Source organism: Aeromicrobium sp. Leaf350 (assembly GCF_916858655.1).
Lineage (GTDB): Bacteria > Actinomycetota > Actinomycetes > Propionibacteriales > Nocardioidaceae > Aeromicrobium.
This window is the reverse complement of sequence record NZ_CAKASL010000002.1, coordinates 568,123-584,508: the sequence shown is the minus strand read 5'-3', so window position 1 is coordinate 584,508 and position 16,386 is coordinate 568,123. Positions and strand designations below refer to the sequence as shown.

Below are 16,386 nucleotides of genomic sequence, written 5' to 3'. Positions count from 1 at the left end.
CGCAGGTGAACGCCCGGTGACGGGAACAGGCGCGTCGATCGTGCTGTTGGACGAGTCATGAGCAATGTGGTGAAGGTCGACGTGTGGTCCGACATCGCCTGCCCCTGGTGCTTCGTGGGCAAGCGTCGCTTCGAGCAGGCCGTGGCCCGCTTCGACGGGGAGGTCGAGGTCGAGTACCACTCCTTCGAGCTCTCCCCCGACACGCCCGTCGACTACGCGGGCACCGAGGCGGAGTTCCTGGCGAAGCACAAGGGGATGCCCACGGCCCAGGCCGAGCAGATGCTGGCGCAGATGACCGAGCTCGCCGCGGGCGAGGGGCTGGCGTACGACTTCGGCTCCCTGCAGCACGCGAACACGGTGCTGGCCCACCAGGCCCTGCACCACGCCAAGGCCCACGGGCTGCAGGCCGAGCTCAAGGAGCGGCTGCTCGCCGCGTACTTCGAGCAGGGCCGCAACCTCAACCACGCCGAGGAGCTCGCCGACCTGGCGGCCGAGGTCGGCCTCGACCGTGACGCGGTGCTGAAGGACCTGGCCGACGGCACCTACCTGACCGCCGTCCGGGCCGACCAGGAGCAGGCGATCGAGTACGGCATCGGCGGCGTCCCGTTCTACGTGTTCGACGGTCGGCTCGCGGTCTCGGGCGCCCAGTCCCCCGACGTGTTCGTGTCGGCCCTGGAGCGCGTCGTCACCGAGGCCGGAGCCAGCGCGTGAGCGGCCCGTTCGAGCTCGTGGGCGACGCCGACGCCCCGGTGTGCGTCGACGGCGTCTGCGCGATCCCGGGGGCCGACGCGGAGGCGTCCGAGGACGCCCCCGCTGCCGACTGAGCTCAGATCAGGTCGGCCTCGGGGTCGGGCTTGACCGCGAGGACCGGGCAGGGCGCGTCGAGGATGATGCGCTGCGCGACGCTGCCGAGCAGCATCTTGCCCACCGGCGAGCGGTGGCGGATGCCGACCACCGCCAGCGAGGCCCGCGTCGTGCGGATCTCGTCGACCACGGCCGTCGGCACGTCGTCGACGACGCCGTGGACCACCCGCACCTCCAGGCCCAGCCCCTTCACGGCGGCCGTGACCCGGGCGATCTCCTCGTCCGCGGCGTAGCGCCGGTCGACGTAGGCGTCGCCGCGCGTCACGTTCACGACCACGAGGTCCTCGTGCTTCTGCTCCGCCTGCGCCGCCCCGTGGGCGAGCGCCGCGGCGCCGTACTCGTCGGCTGACCAGGCCACCACGACCGTCATGCGGACACCTCTTCCTTCTTCTCCGGACCCGGGGCGGCAGCGCCGGCGCGCCGGCCCGCCACGATCGTGCCGACCAGCAGCAGCGCCATCACGACGTAGACGACGACCGCGACCGGCTCGCTCCACAGCGTCGAGACGTCGCCCTGCGAGATCGCCAGTGCCTCCGCGAGCTGGTTCTCGACGCGGGGGCCGAGGATCACGCCGATGATGAGCGGCAGGACCGGGAGGCCGAACCGCCGCATCGCCAGCCCGAGCAGACCGAGCACGCCGAGCAGGGCCAGGTCGAACGCGTCGAAGTTGACGCTGAAGGCGCCCAGCGAGGCGAAGAACAGGATCCCTGCGTACAGGTAGGGACGCGGGATCTGCAGCAGCTTGGCCCACACCGGCGCCAGTGGCAGGTTGATGACGAGCAGCAGCGTGTTCGCGATGAACAGGCTCGCGAGCAGGCCCCAGACGAGCTCCGGGTTGGAGTCGAGGAACTGCGGACCGGGCTGCAGGCCGTAGCTCTGGATGGCCACCAGGATGACCGCGGCGGTGGCCGTGGTCGGCAGGCCGATCGCGAGCAGCGGCACGAGCGTGCCTGCGGCGGACGCGTTGTTGGCCGCCTCCGGACCCGCGACGCCCTCGATCGCACCGTTCCCGAACTCCTCGGGATGCTTCGTCAGCCGACGCTCGGTGATGTACGACAGGAAGGTCGGCACCTCGGCGCCACCGGCAGGCAAGGCACCGAACGGGAACCCGAAGGCGGTGCCGCGGAGCCAGGGCTTCCACGAGCGACCCCAGTCGCTGCGGCTCATCCAGGGCTGGCCGACCGGGATGATGTCGAGCGGCTTGCGGCGCAGGTGCGCGGCCACCCAGAGCGCCTCGCCGATCGCGAAGATCGCGACCGCGACGACCACGATGTCGATGCCGTCGGCCAGCTTCGCCTCGCCGAACGTCAGGCGCGCCTGGCCCGTCGTCGTGCCGATCAGTCCGATCGACAGGCCCAGGAACAGGGCGATGAACCCGCGCAGCTTCGAGGTCCCGAGCACCGCGGTCACGGCGAAGAGCGCCAGCAGCATGATCGCGAAGTACGAGGGCGCCCCGAGCTTCACGACGAGGTCGGCGATGTTGGGCGCCAAGATCACGAGCAGCACCGTGCCGATCGTGCCGGCGACGAACGAGCCGATCGCCGCGGTGGCGAGCGCCTGGGCGGCGCGCCCCTTCTTGGCCATCTTGTTGCCCTCGAGGGCGGTGACGACCGAGGACGACTCCCCCGGTGTGTTGAGCAGGATCGACGTCGTCGAGCCGCCGTACATGCCGCCGTAGTAGATGCCGGCGAACATGATCAGCGCGCTGCTCGGCTCGACGCTGTAGGTGACGGGCAGCAGCAGCGCGACCGTCATGGCCGGTCCGATGCCGGGCAGCACGCCGACGGCGGTGCCCAGCAGCACGCCGATCACGGCGAACAGCAGGTTGGTGGGGGTCAGCGCGGTGGCGAACCCTTCGAGGAGGAGATCCATGTCAGAGCACCCCGTCCAGGACGCCGGCGGGGATCGGGATGCCGAGGCCCACGTAGAAGCCGTACCAGGTCAGCAGCGAGAGCGCGGTGCCGATCGCGACGTCGAGGATCAGCGTGCGGCTGCCGAGGACACGAGCGGTCCCGGCGAACAGGAACGCACCGACGATCGCCCAGCCGAGCCAGCTGATCGTCAGCACGACGATCACGAAGACGACCCCGAGCTTCGCGACGGTGGCCCAGTCGCTGCCCTGCGTCAGGTCGATGTCCTCGCCGTCCTCCGCCTCCGCGACGTCGCCACGCCAGGTGGCGACGGCCAGCAGGGCGGCCAGCGCGACGAGCACGCTGCCGATGACGAAGCCGAAGGCGTACGGCTGGACCGGCTGGTCCGCGAAGCCCTTCTCGAGCCCCGCCGCGTCGACCAGGACCACCACGCCGACGACGAGCAGGAAGGCCGCGAGGCCGTACTGCGCGGTGTCGACGACCCTGCCGCGGGAGGGCCCGCTCTCCTCGAGCCTCTGCTCGGTGTGCGCGCTCATGCCAGCCCCAGCTCCTTCAGCGTCGACTCGACGCGGTCGTTCTGCTCGATCAGGAAGTCCTCGAACTCCTGGCCGACCATGAAGTTGTCGATCCATCCGTTGCGCTCGAGTGCTTCCTCCCACTCGGGCGTGTCGTGCATCTCGGTCACGAGGTCGACCAGCTCCTGCCGCGCCTCCTCCGAGATCCCCGGCGGGGCGAGGATGCCGCGCCAGTTGAGGAACTCCATGTCGACGCCGCCCTCGCGGAGGGTCGGCGCGTCGACCGTGTCGAGGCGCTCGGCGCCCGACACCGCCAGGACGCGCAGCTCACCACTCTCGATCTGGCCGGCGAACTCGCCGAGGCCGGACATGCCGACGTCGATCTTCTCGCCCAGGAGCGCCGTCGTGAGCGGTCCGCCACCGTCGTAGGAGATGTAGTTGACGTCGTTGGGGTCGATGCCGACGGTCTGGGCGAGCTGCATCGGGAACAGGTGGTCCGGGCCGCCGGGTGACGAGCCTCCGCCGACCGTGATGCTGCGCGGATCGGCCTTCCAGGCCTGGACGAGGTCGTCGAGCGTCTGGAACGGCGAGTCGGCGGGAACCAGGATGCCCTCGGCCTCGGCGACGAGGCCGGCGATCGGCGTGGCCTTGTCGACGGTCGCGTCGGACTTGTTGGTGAACACCGCTCCCACGACGCCGAGCCCCATCAGGAGCATCACGTCCTCCGAGCCCTCCTCGTTGAGGAGGCGCTGCATCGCGACGGTGCCGCTGGCGCCGATGACGTTGTTGATCTCGAAGCGGCCGGTCAGGCCCTCCTGCTCCATCGTCTGCGCTGCGGCGCGTCCGGTGAGGTCGTAGCCGCCACCGGGGCTGTTGGGGATCATCATCCGCAGGCGCTGGTTGTCGGGGTCGCCGCCGTCGCGGGTCACGCCACACGCAGAGACGGTGGCGACGAGGACGGCGGCGAGGGCCAGCGCGAGTGCGCGGCTCCATCGACGTGATGTCATGGTTCCTCCTGGGTCGGGACCGATCCTGCGCGAAGATGTGGTCTGCGTCACTCTTGTGGACGCAAAGGAGGTTGTGGTCGTTGTGGTCGTGCGTCGGACGCGGTTGACGCTGGCGGGTCAGGTGCTGGTCCTGCAGCTCGTGGTCATGACGGTCGTGCTCGTCGTCGTCGCGATGATCTCGGTCCGCCAGAGCACCACGACGTTCCAGGAGGAGCGCGGCAGCGCCATGCGCTCGGTGGCCGAGTACATCGCGAACGTGTCGGTCGTGCGTGACCAGGTCGACGAGATCGGTGCCACGCGCGCCCTCGCACCGACGGTCGACCGCGGCCTCCAGCTCTCCGGAGCCACGACCGTCGCGATCGCCCGCATCGACGGCACGGTCGTCGCCTCGTCCGACCCGAGCGAGGTCGGCTCGCGCACCGAGCTGGGCGACAGCCGCATCGCGGAGGGGCGGGGCTGGAGCGGCGACCTGGAGGTCGACGGCAACCGTGTCGTCGCGGCTCACGCCCCCGTGATCGCCGACGACGGCACCCTGCTGGGCTTCACGATCGCGACCCAGGAGTACCCGCGGCTCTGGGACCGCCTCACCGACGACGCCACCGACCTGGCGCTCTTCCTCGGCATCGGCGCGCTGGCCGGAGGCCTGGGGACGTGGTGGGTCTCGCGCGTCCTGAAGCGCCGCACCCGCGGCCTGGGCAGCGCGGAGATCGCGACGCTCGCCGACCACCGCGAGGCGTTGCTGCACAGCATCGGCGAGGGGGTCGTGGCGGTCGACACCGACGGCCGGGTCACGCTGCTGAACGACGGCGCCCGGGCGCTGCTGGGCCTGAGGGGCGACGTCGTCGGCCGCCGGGTCGCGTCGCTCGACCTCCCGGCCGACGTGCGCACGCTGCTGGGCGACCACGACGACGCGCACGACGAGGTCGTCGTGGTGGGCGATCGGGTGCTCGTGGCGAACCGCCGAGCGGCCCGGAGCCAGGGTCGGGGCATCGGTAGCGTCACGTCCATGCGCGACCGCACCGAGCTCGTCTCCCTCCGCAACCAGCTGAGCTCGAACCTGTCGATCAGCGACACGCTGCGGGCCCAGACGCACGAGTTCGCGAACCGGCTGCACACCATCTCGGGCCTGGTGGAGCTGGAGGAGTACGACGAGCTCGCGCAGCTGCTGGGGTCGCTGACGCGCGAGACCGCCGACCTCGACGCCAGCATCCGCGACCACGTGGCCGACCCCGCCGTCGCGGCGCTGCTCGTCGCCAAGTCCTCGGCTGCGAGCGAGGTCGCCGTGCGCCTCGTGCTCGACGACGCCTCGACCCTGCCCGAGCTCGACCGCGACCTCTCAGCGGACCTCACGACCGTCATCGGCAACCTCGTCGACAACGCGATCGACGCGTGCCGCGGGCACGATCCGGCCGAGGTCGTCGTGCGCATCGCGCGAGCCGGCGCGGACGTCGAGGTCGTCGTGACCGACACCGGTCCGGGTGTTGCCCCTCAGCTGCGCGACTCGATCTTCGTGCGCGGGTTCTCGACCAAGCCTGAGGTGCTCGGCGGCCGGGGCATCGGACTGCCGCTCGTGCGGCTCATCGCCACGCGCCGAGGTGGCACCGTCGAGCTCACCGACCCGGCCGAGGGCGGCGCCCGCTTCGTCTTCACCGTCCCGCTGCTCACGAGCACGCCGGGGCAGGTGCTGGCATGACGGGCCGGGACCTGCGCGTGCTCGTCGTCGACGACGACTTCATGGTGGCGCGCATCCACGAGAAGTTCGTCGAGCGCACCCCAGGCTTCGAGGTGGTCGGCACCGCCCGCACGGGCGCCGAGGCGATCTCGCAGGTCGAGCACCTCGTGCCCGACGTGCTGCTGCTCGACGTGCACCTGCCCGACTTCGACGGTCTCGAGGTGCTGCGCCGTCTGCGCGGCGACGGCCACGAGGTGGGCGTGATCATGGTGACCGCGGAGCGTGATGCCGAGGTCGTGCGCGCCGCACTGCTGGGCGGCGCGCAGCAGTACCTCGTCAAGCCGTTCGAGCACCCGGCCCTCGCCACCCGTCTGGAGGCCGTCCGGGCGTCGATGGAGGCCCTCGGCGCGCTCGAGGACGTCGACCAGGGCGCGGTCGACCAGGCCTCGATCGACCGGGCCTTCGGCGCGACCCTCATGGCGACCTCCCTGCCCAAGGGCCTGAGCCAGGAGACCGCGGCGGCCGTCGTCGAGGCGCTGCGGGTGCGCGGCGAGCTGTCGGCCCGCGAGGCCGGCGACGCGGTCGGCCTGTCACGCGTCAGCGCACGCCGCTACCTCGAGCACTTCGTCTCGGTGGGCCGGGCCACGGTCCGCCTGCAGTACGGCGCCACGGGCCGCCCCGAGCGCCGCTACTCCCCCAGCTGAGGGGGCGCCGGCTGCGCCCGGGCCTCAGACCCGCCCGCGCAGCTCGGCGAGCTGCTCGGTGACGCGCACCAGGGCGGTGCCGCCGCGGCTGTCGCGCGAGGCGATCGAGCCCTCGACCGTCAAAACCTCGCGCACGCTGTGCCCGTCCCGGGGCGCCAAGTGGGGCGAGATTGCGGCGAAGTCGTCGTCACTGAGCTCGTCGAGCTCGATCCCCCGCTGCTCGCACGCCTGCACGCACGCACCCGAGAGCTCGTGGGCGACCCGGAAGGGCACCCCCTGACGCACCAGCCACTCCGCCACGTCGGTCGCGAGGGCGAAGCCCTGCGGTGCGAGCTCGGCCATGCGGTCGGTGTGGAACGTGAGAGTCGCGACCATCCCGGTGAAGGCCGGCAGCAGCACCTCGAGGGTGTCGACCGAGTCGAAGACCGGCTCCTTGTCCTCCTGCAGGTCACGGTTGTACGCCAGCGGCAGCGCCTTGAGGGTCGCGAGCAGACCGGCGAGGTTGCCGATGAGACGACCGGCCTTGCCCCGCGCCAGCTCGGCGATGTCGGGGTTCTTCTTCTGCGGCATGATGCTCGACCCGGTCGAGTACCCGTCGTGCAGCGTGACGAAGCCGAACTCCTTGGTGTTCCAGAGGATGACCTCCTCGGCGAGCCGGGAGACGTCGATGCCGATCTGCGCGGTCACGAACGCGAACTCCGCGACGAAGTCGCGCGACGACGTGCCGTCGATCGAGTTGGGCGTCGAACCCGTGAAACCGAGGTCGGCGGCGACCGCTTCTGGGTCCAGGCCCAAGGACGTGCCCGCAAGGGCCCCCGAGCCGTACGGCGACTCGGCTCCGACCCGGGCGTCCCACTCGCGCAGACGGTCGAGGTCGCGTACGAGCGGCCATGCGTGGGCCAGGAGGTGGTGCGAGAGCAGCACGGGCTGCGCGTGCTGCAGGTGCGTGCGCCCGGGCATGGCCGCACCCAGGTGCGCTTCGGCCTGGTCGGCCAGGGCCCGCACCAGGTCGCCGACCAGGCGGGCGACGATGCGCGCGTGCTCGCGCAGGTAGGCACGGAACAGGGTCGCGACCTGGTCGTTGCGCGAGCGGCCGGCGCGCAGCCGTCCACCGAGCTCCGGGCCCAGGCGCTCCATCAGGCCGCGCTCGAGCGCCGAGTGGACGTCCTCGTCGCCCGGCTCGGGCCCGAAGGCGCCGGAGCGGACGTCGGCCTCGAGGGCCGAGATACCCGCGATCATGGCGGTGAGGTCGTCGGCGGTCAGGAGCCCCGCAGCGTGCAGGACCCGGGCATGCGACCGGGAACCGGCGAGGTCGTACGGCGCGAGGCGCCAGTCGAAGTGGGTCGAGCGCGACAGCTCGGTCAGCTCCGGTGAGGGCCCGCTGGCGAATCGCCCACCCCACAGCCGCGAGTCGGCGGCCTCGACCTCTCCGCCGGTCTGCGTGTCGATCTCGGTGCTCTTCGGCGTGGCGTCGTCAGTCATCGGTGGGCACCTTACGGGCGAGGTCGGTGAAGAAGGAGGCCAGGTCGTCGCCGCCCGACGGGTCCCGGCAGATCATCATGACGGTGTCGTCCCCGGCGATCGTGCCGAGGATCGCGGGCATCGACGTGTGGTCGATGGCCGAGGCGAAGTACTGGGCGCCACCGGGCGGCGTGCGCAGCACGACGAGGTTGGCCGAGGCCTCGGCACTCACCAGCAGCTCGCGGCAGATCCGGGCCAGCCGCGCCTGGGACGCCGCGCTGTCGGTGGCGGGCTGGGGCGTGCGGTCGCCGCCCTCGGCGGGCACCGCGTAGACGAGTCCTCCCCCGGAGTGACGCACCCGCACCGCGTCGAGCTCGACGAGGTCGCGCGAGAGGGTCGACGGCGTCACCGTGACGCCGCGTTCCTCCAGCAGGGCCACGAGCTCTCCCTGCGATCGCACGGGATGCCGCTGCAGCAGCTCGATCACGAGCTGCTGGCGTCCCACTTTCGTGTCGGGCACGCTCATGAGTGACGCTCGCTCACGATCGCGCCTTCTCCAGCAGCCAGGTCAGGACGGCCTTCTGGGCGTGGAGGCGGTTCTCGGCCTCGTCCCAGACGACGCTCTGCGGGCCGTCGATGACCTCGGCGGCGATCTCGAGGCCCCGGTACGCCGGGAGGCAGTGCAGCACGATCGCATCGGGCTTCGCGAGGGCGAGGGCCTCCGCCGTCAGCGAGTACGGGCCAAACACCGCGAGCCGCTCGGCCTTGGTGTCCTCCAGGCCCATCGAGACCCAGGTGTCGGTGATGACGACGTCGGCACCCGTCAGCGCGGCGACCGGGTCGTCCGTGATCGTGATCGACCCACCCGTCTCGGCCGCGATCCGCTGCGCGTCGGCGACGACGTCGGCGGCGGGCTGGTAGCCGGCGGGCGACCCGATGCGCAGGTGCATGCCCGCGGTGGCGCCGCCCAGCACGTAGGAGTGGCCCATGTTGCAGGCGCCGTCACCCACGAAGGCGACCTGCAGACCTGCGAGGGCTCCCTTGTGCTCGATGACGGTCTGCCAGTCGGCCAGGATCTGGCACGGGTGGAAGTCGTCGCTGAGCGCGTTGACGACGGGCACGCCGGACAGCGCCGCCATCGTCTCGAGGTCGGTCTGGTGGTACGTGCGCCAGACGATCGAGCTGACCATCCGACCCAGGACGCGGGCCGTGTCCTCCACCGACTCGCCCCGACCCGCCTGGGTGGTGCCGCGGTCCATGACCAGCGGGGACCCGCCCAGGTCGGCGATGCCGACGGCGAACGAGACGCGGGTGCGGGTCGAGGACTTGTCGAACATGACCGCCACGGTCTGCGGGCCCTCGAGCGGCCGGCGGCTGTAGGGAGCGGCCTTGAGCTCGGCGGCGAGCGCCAGGACCTCGGCCTGCTCGGCCGGGCTCAGGTCGTCATCGCGCAGCAGGTGCCGCACCGCGGCCGTCATGCGAGCACCTCGTCGAGCACCGCCGAGATCGTGGCGACGGCGTGCGCGGCCTCGTCCTCGGTCAGCACGAGAGCCGGGGCGAGCCGCAGCCGGTCGGGGGTCGGGGCGTTGACGATCAGGCCGGCGTCGTAGGCGGCGGTGACGACGTCGGCGGACCGCGGTTCCGTGAGCACGACACCGCGCAGCAGGCCACGGCCCGTGACCTTCTCGACCCGGGCGTGCCGCTCCAGGCCGTCGGCCAGCTGGTCGCCGCGGGCGACGACGTGGGCCAGCAGGCCCTCGGACTCGATCGTCTCGATGACCGCGAGGGCTGCCGCGGTGGCGACGGGATTGCCGCCGAACGTCGTGCCGTGCTGTCCGGGACCGAGCAGCGTCGCGGCGTCGCCCAGGGCGATCATCGCCCCGATCGGGATGCCACCCCCCAGGCCCTTCGCGAGCGTCACGAGGTCGGGCACGATGCCCGCCGCCGTGTGCGCGAACCAGTCGCCCGTGCGGCCGACACCGGTCTGCACCTCGTCGACCCAGAGAAGGGCGCCGTGGCGGGAGGTGATCTCCCGCGCCGCCCGGAGGTAGCCCTCGGGGGCGTCGACGACGCCGGCCTCGCCCTGGATCGGCTCCACGACGAAGGCCGCGACGGAGTCGTCGACGGCTGCCTCGAGCGCCGCGACGTCGCCGTAGGGCACGAACGTCACGTGACCGGGCAGCGGCTCGAACGGCTCGCGGTACTGCGCCTTCGACGTCAGCGCCAGCGCACCCATCGTGCGGCCGTGGAAGCTGCCCTCGGTGGCGACGACCTTCGTCCGGCCCGTGCGGCGGGCCGCCTTGAACGCGGCCTCGTTGGCCTCGGCGCCCGAGTTCGCGAAGAAGACTCGACCGTCTGCCCGAAGAAGACTCAGCAGCTTCTCCGCGAGCCGCACCTGCGGCTCGGAGATGAAGAAGTTCGAGACGTGGCCGAGTGTCTGCAGCTGCGTCGTGACGGCCTCGACGATCGCCGGGTGGGCGTGTCCGAGGGAGTTCACGGCGATGCCGCCGAGCAGGTCGAGGTAGCGGTTGCCGTCGACGTCCCACACCGTGGAGCCCTCGCCGCGCGCGAGCACCCGCGCGGGCACGCCGAAGGTGTTCATCACGGCACCCTGGTAGCGCTCCGTCAGCTCGGCCCCGGTGACGGGGGTGCCGGCCCAGCCGGCCGGCCGCTCCGCCGTGCTCACGGCTGGTCCTTCTCGACGCTCGTGGAGTACAGCGCCGTGCGCACGCGTGTCTCGGCGCCGGGCACCACCTGCGTGCCGACGCCCTCGTCGGTGAAGATCTCGAGCAGCACGGCGTGCGGCTCGCGGCCGTCGATCACGGTCGCGCGCTCGACGCCGCCCTGCACGGCCTTGAGGCAGGCGGTCATCTTGGGGATCATGCCGCTCGCGAGCGTCGGGATGAGCTCCTCGAGGCCCTCCGGGCTGATCTCGCCGATCACGTCGGTCGAGCTCGGCCAGTTCGCGTAGAGCCCCTCCACGTCGGTCAGCACCAGGAGCTTCTCGGCGCCCAGCGCCACGGCGAGGGCGGCAGCAGCCGTGTCGGCGTTGACGTTGTGCACCTGGCCGTCCTTGTCGGGCGCGACGCTGGACACGACCGGAATACGACCCGCGTCGATGATGTCCTGCACGGCCTCGGGACGGACGTCGACGACCTCGCCGACCAGACCCACGTCGACCGGCACTCCGTCGACGAGCGGCATCGTGCGCTCGGCCGTGAACAGCCCGGCGTCCTCGCCCGAGAGCCCGACGGCCATCGCGCCGTGGCGGTTCAGCAGTCCGACGAGCTCACGTCCGACCTGACCCGTCAGCACCATGCGGACGACGTCCATGGTCTCGGGGGTCGTGACCCGCAGGCCGCCACGGAACTCCGACTGGATGTCGAGCTTGTCCAGCATCGTGCTGATCTGCGGCCCGCCGCCGTGCACGACGACGGGCTTGAAGCCGGCGAGGCGCAGGAAGACGATGTCCTCGGCGAACGCCTGCTTGAGCGTGTCGTCCGTCATGGCGTTGCCGCCGTACTTCACGACCAGGATCTTGTCGTGGTACTTCTTCAGCCACGGCAGGGCCTCGGCGAGGATGCCGGCCTTGACGGTGGCCTTCTTCCAGTCCTCGGGGTGCCACTCGTCGGGCGAGCCGTCCGTGCTGGTGGGAGTCGATTCGTACTCGCTCATGAGCTGTAGGCGGAGTTCTCGTGGACGTAGGCCTGCGTCAGGTCGTTCGTCCAGATCGTCGCCGCCTCCTTTCCTGCCTTGAGGTCGATCGTGACGCTGACGGAGCGCTGCTCCAGGTCGACGGTGGTGGGGTCCTCGGCGGGGCCGCTGTTGCGGCACACCCAGACGCCGTTCAGGGCGACGTCGAGGTCGGCCGGGTCGAAGGCCGCGTCGGTGGTGCCCACGGAGGCCAGGATGCGGCCCCAGTTCGGGTCCTTGCCGAAGATGGCGCACTTGAAGAGGTTGCTGCGGGCGACCGAGCGACCGACGGCCAGCGCGTCCTCCTCGGTCGCGGCGTTGACCGTCTCGATCGCGATCTCGTGGTCGGCGCCCTCGGCGTCGGCGAGGAGCTGCAACGCGAGGTCGCGGCACAGCTCGGTCAGCTGCTCGGTGAACTCCGCGAGGTCGGGCGTGACCTCGGACGAGCCGCTGGCCATCAGGAGGACGGTGTCGTTGGTCGACTGGCATCCGTCGGAGTCGAGCCGGTCGAACGACTGGCCCGTGGCCACGCGCAGCGCGGCGTCCAGGTCGGTCGCCGAGAGGTCGGCGTCGGTCGTGATGACGACGAGCATGGTCGCCAGGGCGGGGGCCAGCATGCCGGCGCCCTTCGCCATGGCGCCGATGGAGTACGAGGCTCCCCCGACCGACGACGTGCGCACGGCCTGCTTGCTGACCGTGTCGGTCGTCATGATCGCCGTCGCGGCCGCCGCTCCCCCGTCGCCACTCAGCGCGGACGCGGCCTCCCGCACGCCACCGAGCAGGTCGTCACGGTCGTTGAGCAGACCGATGAGGCCCGTCGAGCAGACCTGGACGTCGATCGGACCGACGCTCAGGAGCTCTCCGGCGAGCTCGGCCGTCGCGTGGACGATCTGGAAGCCCTCCGCACCGGTGTAGCAGTTCGCGCCGCCGGAGTTGAGCACCACGGCCCGGGCGCTGCCCGTCGTGATGGCCTGCTCGCTCCACAGCACCGGGTTCGCCTTGCAGCGGTTGGACGTGAAGACGGCCGCGGCCGAGGAGATCGGTCCGTCGTTGACCACGAGGGCGACGTCGGGCGCGCCGCTGGTCTTGAGTCCCGCGGTGACGCCGGACGCGCGGAAGCCGAGGGGTGCAGTCACGCTCATGGGGCCACGCCTTCGGTCGGGAGGCCCGTGGTCTCGGGGAGACCCAGGGCGAGGTTCATGGACTGGATGGCACCGCCGGCGGTGCCCTTGACCAGGTTGTCGATCGCCGTGACGGTCACGAGGCGGCCGACCTTCTCGTCGACGGCGACCTGCAGGTGGACCTGGTTCGAGCCGAGGGTCGCGGCCGTCGTGGGCCAGACGCCCTCCGGCAGCAGGTGGATGAACGGCTCGGCGTCGTACGCCTTGACGTACGCCTCCCGCACGGCCGCCACATCGGTGCCGGGACGCAGGCGCGCCGTGGCCGTGGCGAGGATGCCGCGGGACATCGGCACGAGGGTCGGCGTGAACGACAGGCTGACCTCAGCAGCACCGGCACGGGTGAGGTTCTGCACGATCTCGGGGATGTGCCGGTGGGACCCGCCGACCGCGTACGGCACGGCGGACCCGAGGCCCTCGGACGCCAGCAGGTGCGGCTTGGCCGCCTTGCCCGCGCCGGAGTAGCCGTTCGCGAGGACCGCGACGATGTCGGTGCTCTCGACCAGGCCGGCCGCGACCGCCGGCTGGAGCCCGAGCGTCACCGCGGTGACGTTGCAGCCCGGCACGGCGATGCGCGAGACGTCGGCCAGCGCCGCGCGCTGCGTGACCCCGTCGCCCGTGAACAGCTCGGGCAGTCCGTAGGGCCAGGTGCCGGCGTGCTCGCTGCCGTAGTACTCGACCCAGTCGGCGGCGTTCTCGAGCCGGTGGTCGGCTCCGCAGTCGATCACGAGCGTGTCGGGACCCAGCGCGGCCGCGACCTTGCCGGACTCCCCGTGCGGCAGTCCGAGGAAGACGACGTCGTGACCCGCGAGGGTCTCGGGCGTCGTCGCCTCGATCACGCGGTCGTGCAGGGCGACGAGGTGCGGCTGGTGCTCGACCAGGCGCGATCCGGCGCTCGAGGCAGCGGTGAGGGCGCCGATGCGGACGTGGGGGTGCTGGAGGAGGAGGCGCAGGACCTCGCCGCCGGCGTACCCACTCGCGCCGGCGACGGCGACGGTGTACGTGGTGCTCATGTTCTCAACCCTTGCAGAAGTGGTGGGTGTGTGCGCTCAGTCGGCGCCGAGCTCCATGGCGGCGGCGTCGAGGGCCTGGTCGGCCTCGGCGGTCGCGGCCGGGTTCGCCTCGATGCGGACGGCACCGCCGGCCGGGAGCTCGCCGAACAGCGTGCCGTTCTCGACGAGCACCTGGCCCTGGTCGAGCGGCTGCTCGGCGTACATCTCGAGCTTGGCCCGCGAGTCCGCGATGTCGAGGTTGCGCATCGTCAGCTGGCCGATGCGGTCGGTCGGACCGAACACGGCGTTGTCGGTGCGCTCCATGGAGAGCTTGTCGGGGTGGTACGAGAAGTTCTCGCCCTGGGTGTCGAGGATCGAGTAGTCCTCGCCGCGCCGCATCCGCAGCGTGACGCTGCCGGTGACGAGCGAGGCGATCCAGCGCTCGACCGACTCGCGCAGCATCATCGCCTGCGGGTCGAGCCAGCGACCCTCGTACATCAGGCGACCGAGGCGGCGACCGTGCTGGTGGAAGTTGGCGATCGTGTCCTCGTTGTGGATCGCGTTCACGAGCCGCTCGTAGGCGATGTGCAGCAGAGCCATGGCCGGCGCCTCGTAGATGCCGCGGCTCTTGGCCTCGATGATGCGGTTCTCGATCTGGTCGGACATGCCGAGGCCGTGACGGCCGCCGATCGTGTTGGCCTCGTGGACCAGGGCCACGGCGTCGCCCTCGAAGGTGTTGCCGTTGATCGCGACCGGGCGGCCGGCCTGGAAGGTGATCGTGACGTCCTCGGTGTCGATGTCGACCGACGGGTCCCAGAACTTGACGCCCATGATCGGCTCGACGGTCTCGAGCGAGACGTCGAGGTGCTCCAGCGTCTTGGCCTCGTGCGTCGCGCCCCAGATGTTGGCGTCCGTCGAGTACGCCTTCTCCTGGCTGTCGCGGTACGGCAGGTTCCGCTCGGTGAGCCACTGGCTCATCTCGGTGCGGCCACCGAGCTCGCTGACGAAGTCGGCGTCGAGCCACGGCTTGTAGATGCGCAGCGCGGGGTTGGCCAGGAGGCCGTAGCGGTAGAACCGCTCGATGTCGTTGCCCTTGAAGGTGGAGCCGTCGCCCCAGATGTCGACGCCGTCCTCGTGCATGGCCCGCACGAGGAGCGTGCCGGTGACGGCGCGGCCGAGCGGCGTCGTGTTGAAGTAGGTGCGGCCGCCGGAGCGAATGTGGAAGGCGCCGCACGCCAACGCGGCCAGGCCCTCGTCGACGAGCGGCTTCTTGATGTCGATCGCCCGCGCCAGCTCGGCGCCGTACTGCATCGCGCGTCCCGGGATGCCGGAGATGTCCGGCTCGTCGTACTGGCCGATGTCGGCGGTGTAGGTGCAGGGCACGGCTCCCTTGTCGCGCATCCACGCGACCGCCACCGAGGTGTCGAGACCTCCGGAGAAGGCGATGCCGACCCGCTCGCCGACGGGCAATGACGTGAGTACCTTGGACATGCCTCACATTCTTGCACACCCATGCAAGACCTTGCAGTCGGGGTTCTTCCGTCAGACAGTCACCTCCCCGCCGTCAGCTTTTCGGCCCGCCCCCTCGTCGACGCAACCAGGAGACAGAGACCGACGCCGCCAGGACCGCTGCGCCGGAGAGCCCCATTCCCGACCAGAAACCGTAGCCCTTCGGCATCACGAAGAATCCCACCAGGGCTGTGAGCACGACGATGCTGAAGACGGCGGCACATTCGAGGAGCCGAGTCTTCAGCATGAGACCACCTTCCAGCCGACCACCGCGTAGACGGCCGGCGGAACACCCATGAACCCGCCACCACCCCGCAGGCGTACCGCTCGCGAGAGACTTTGTTGCCCCTCGCGAGAGAGCTTGTCTGTGGTCAGGAGACAACAAACTCTCTCGTGACCACGAACAAGGTCTCTCGCGAGGGGCAACGAGTTCGGCACACCGGCCGGGGTGGCGGGACTGCCCGCCACCCCGATGCCGCGCCAGGTCAAACGGCGGCCGATCCCAGTCGCCGCTGGAGCACGCGCTCCCCGACGATGACCAGCATCACCGCACTCCAGACCCACACGAGGTCGCCCCACGGTCCGACGCCGTCGTCGACGAGCCACGCCATGGCGAACACGAGCGCGACGATACTGGCACTCAGAGCCACACGACCCCGTCGATAACGCCGATGCCAGACAACGTCGGATCGATCGGGGACGGGATGACTTGAGCCCCACCAACCGTCGATCTCAAGAATCGCAGCACCGATCGCGGTCGAGACAACGAGGACCCAGAGGGTTGCTCGACCGTCGAAGGCCAGGAGACCCACCACGCCGACAACCACCAGTGCAAGCAGCTCCAACTGGATGCGGGAAGTCCGCCTCGACAGCGACCTGCCGATCACCTCAACCGCGCCCACGAACTGCACCTCCCTCAC

At 71.1% G+C, this 16,386-nt stretch carries 17 protein-coding genes; 3 read left to right on the top strand and 14 right to left on the bottom strand.

Annotated features, from left to right (window positions below; genetic code table 11):
- The first annotated feature begins 57 nt into the window (after positions 1–57).
- Positions 58–711, top strand: a complete 654-nt coding sequence (locus tag LO931_RS11770) for a DsbA family protein (protein ID WP_229053788.1) — start codon at positions 58–60, stop codon at positions 709–711.
- A gap of 115 nt (positions 712–826) precedes the next feature.
- Here LO931_RS11770 and LO931_RS11765 read toward each other — a convergent pair whose 3' ends face one another.
- Genes LO931_RS11765 through LO931_RS11750 form a run of 4 tightly spaced genes read right to left on the bottom strand, consistent with a single transcriptional unit; the run spans position 827 to position 4,257 of the window.
- Positions 827–1,234: a universal stress protein gene (locus LO931_RS11765; protein WP_229053787.1), complete on the bottom strand. Its 408-nt coding sequence runs from the start codon at positions 1,232–1,234 to the stop codon at positions 827–829.
- Positions 1,231–2,736, bottom strand: coding sequence for a tripartite tricarboxylate transporter permease (locus LO931_RS11760; protein WP_229053786.1), 1,506 nt, complete (start codon positions 2,734–2,736; stop codon positions 1,231–1,233). Before LO931_RS11760 ends, LO931_RS11765 begins: the two co-directional genes overlap by 4 nt.
- A 1-nt stretch (position 2,737) precedes the next feature.
- Positions 2,738–3,271, bottom strand: coding sequence for a tripartite tricarboxylate transporter TctB family protein (locus LO931_RS11755; protein WP_229053785.1), 534 nt, complete (start codon positions 3,269–3,271; stop codon positions 2,738–2,740).
- On the bottom strand, positions 3,268–4,257 hold the full coding sequence (locus tag LO931_RS11750; RefSeq protein WP_229053784.1) for a tripartite tricarboxylate transporter substrate binding protein: 990 nt from the start codon (positions 4,255–4,257) through the stop codon (positions 3,268–3,270). Before LO931_RS11750 ends, LO931_RS11755 begins: the two co-directional genes overlap by 4 nt.
- 88 nt (positions 4,258–4,345) lie before the next feature.
- Here LO931_RS11750 and LO931_RS11745 point away from each other — a divergent pair, with 88 nt between their 5' ends.
- Both LO931_RS11745 and LO931_RS11740 read left to right on the top strand, forming a co-directional pair.
- A complete protein-coding gene (locus LO931_RS11745; RefSeq protein WP_229053783.1) occupies positions 4,346–5,950 on the top strand; it encodes an ATP-binding protein in 1,605 nt (534 codons plus the stop codon).
- A complete protein-coding gene (locus tag LO931_RS11740) occupies positions 5,947–6,633 on the top strand; it encodes a response regulator (protein WP_229053782.1) in 687 nt (228 codons plus the stop codon). Before LO931_RS11745 ends, LO931_RS11740 begins: the two co-directional genes overlap by 4 nt.
- Before the next feature lie 24 nt (positions 6,634–6,657).
- Here LO931_RS11740 and argH read toward each other — a convergent pair whose 3' ends face one another.
- The 10 genes from argH to LO931_RS11690 all read right to left on the bottom strand — a co-directional run bounded on the left by argH (position 6,658) and on the right by LO931_RS11690 (position 16,386).
- On the bottom strand, positions 6,658–8,115 hold the full coding sequence (gene argH / locus LO931_RS11735; protein ID WP_229053781.1) for an argininosuccinate lyase: 1,458 nt from the start codon (positions 8,113–8,115) through the stop codon (positions 6,658–6,660).
- Positions 8,108–8,620, bottom strand: coding sequence for an arginine repressor (locus LO931_RS11730; RefSeq protein ID WP_229053780.1), 513 nt, complete (start codon positions 8,618–8,620; stop codon positions 8,108–8,110). Before LO931_RS11730 ends, argH begins: the two co-directional genes overlap by 8 nt.
- Before the next feature lie 13 nt (positions 8,621–8,633).
- The gene (gene argF, locus LO931_RS11725; protein WP_229053779.1) at positions 8,634–9,572 is read right to left on the bottom strand and encodes an ornithine carbamoyltransferase; all 939 of its coding nucleotides are present in this window, start codon (positions 9,570–9,572) and stop codon (positions 8,634–8,636) included.
- Positions 9,569–10,780 (bottom strand): acetylornithine transaminase, encoded by a 1,212-nt coding sequence (locus tag LO931_RS11720; RefSeq protein ID WP_255657905.1) that lies wholly within the window; start codon positions 10,778–10,780, stop codon positions 9,569–9,571. The genes argF and LO931_RS11720 overlap by 4 nt, the downstream gene beginning before the upstream one ends.
- The gene (gene argB / locus LO931_RS11715) at positions 10,777–11,769 is read right to left on the bottom strand and encodes an acetylglutamate kinase (protein ID WP_229053778.1); all 993 of its coding nucleotides are present in this window, start codon (positions 11,767–11,769) and stop codon (positions 10,777–10,779) included. The genes LO931_RS11720 and argB overlap by 4 nt, the downstream gene beginning before the upstream one ends.
- Entirely contained in the window at positions 11,766–12,929 is a 1,164-nt protein-coding gene (gene argJ / locus LO931_RS11710) for a bifunctional glutamate N-acetyltransferase/amino-acid acetyltransferase ArgJ (RefSeq protein ID WP_229053777.1), read from the bottom strand. Before argJ ends, argB begins: the two co-directional genes overlap by 4 nt.
- On the bottom strand, positions 12,926–13,978 hold the full coding sequence (gene argC / locus LO931_RS11705) for an N-acetyl-gamma-glutamyl-phosphate reductase (protein ID WP_229053776.1): 1,053 nt from the start codon (positions 13,976–13,978) through the stop codon (positions 12,926–12,928). Before argC ends, argJ begins: the two co-directional genes overlap by 4 nt.
- A 36-nt stretch (positions 13,979–14,014) precedes the next feature.
- On the bottom strand, positions 14,015–15,448 hold the full coding sequence (gene argG / locus LO931_RS11700; RefSeq protein WP_229053775.1) for an argininosuccinate synthase: 1,434 nt from the start codon (positions 15,446–15,448) through the stop codon (positions 14,015–14,017).
- A 73-nt stretch (positions 15,449–15,521) separates the two neighbouring features.
- Entirely contained in the window at positions 15,522–15,713 is a 192-nt protein-coding gene (locus LO931_RS11695) for a hypothetical protein (protein ID WP_229053774.1), read from the bottom strand.
- 238 nt (positions 15,714–15,951) lie between these two features.
- Positions 15,952–16,386 (bottom strand): hypothetical protein, encoded by a 435-nt coding sequence (locus LO931_RS11690; RefSeq protein ID WP_229053773.1) that lies wholly within the window; start codon positions 16,384–16,386, stop codon positions 15,952–15,954.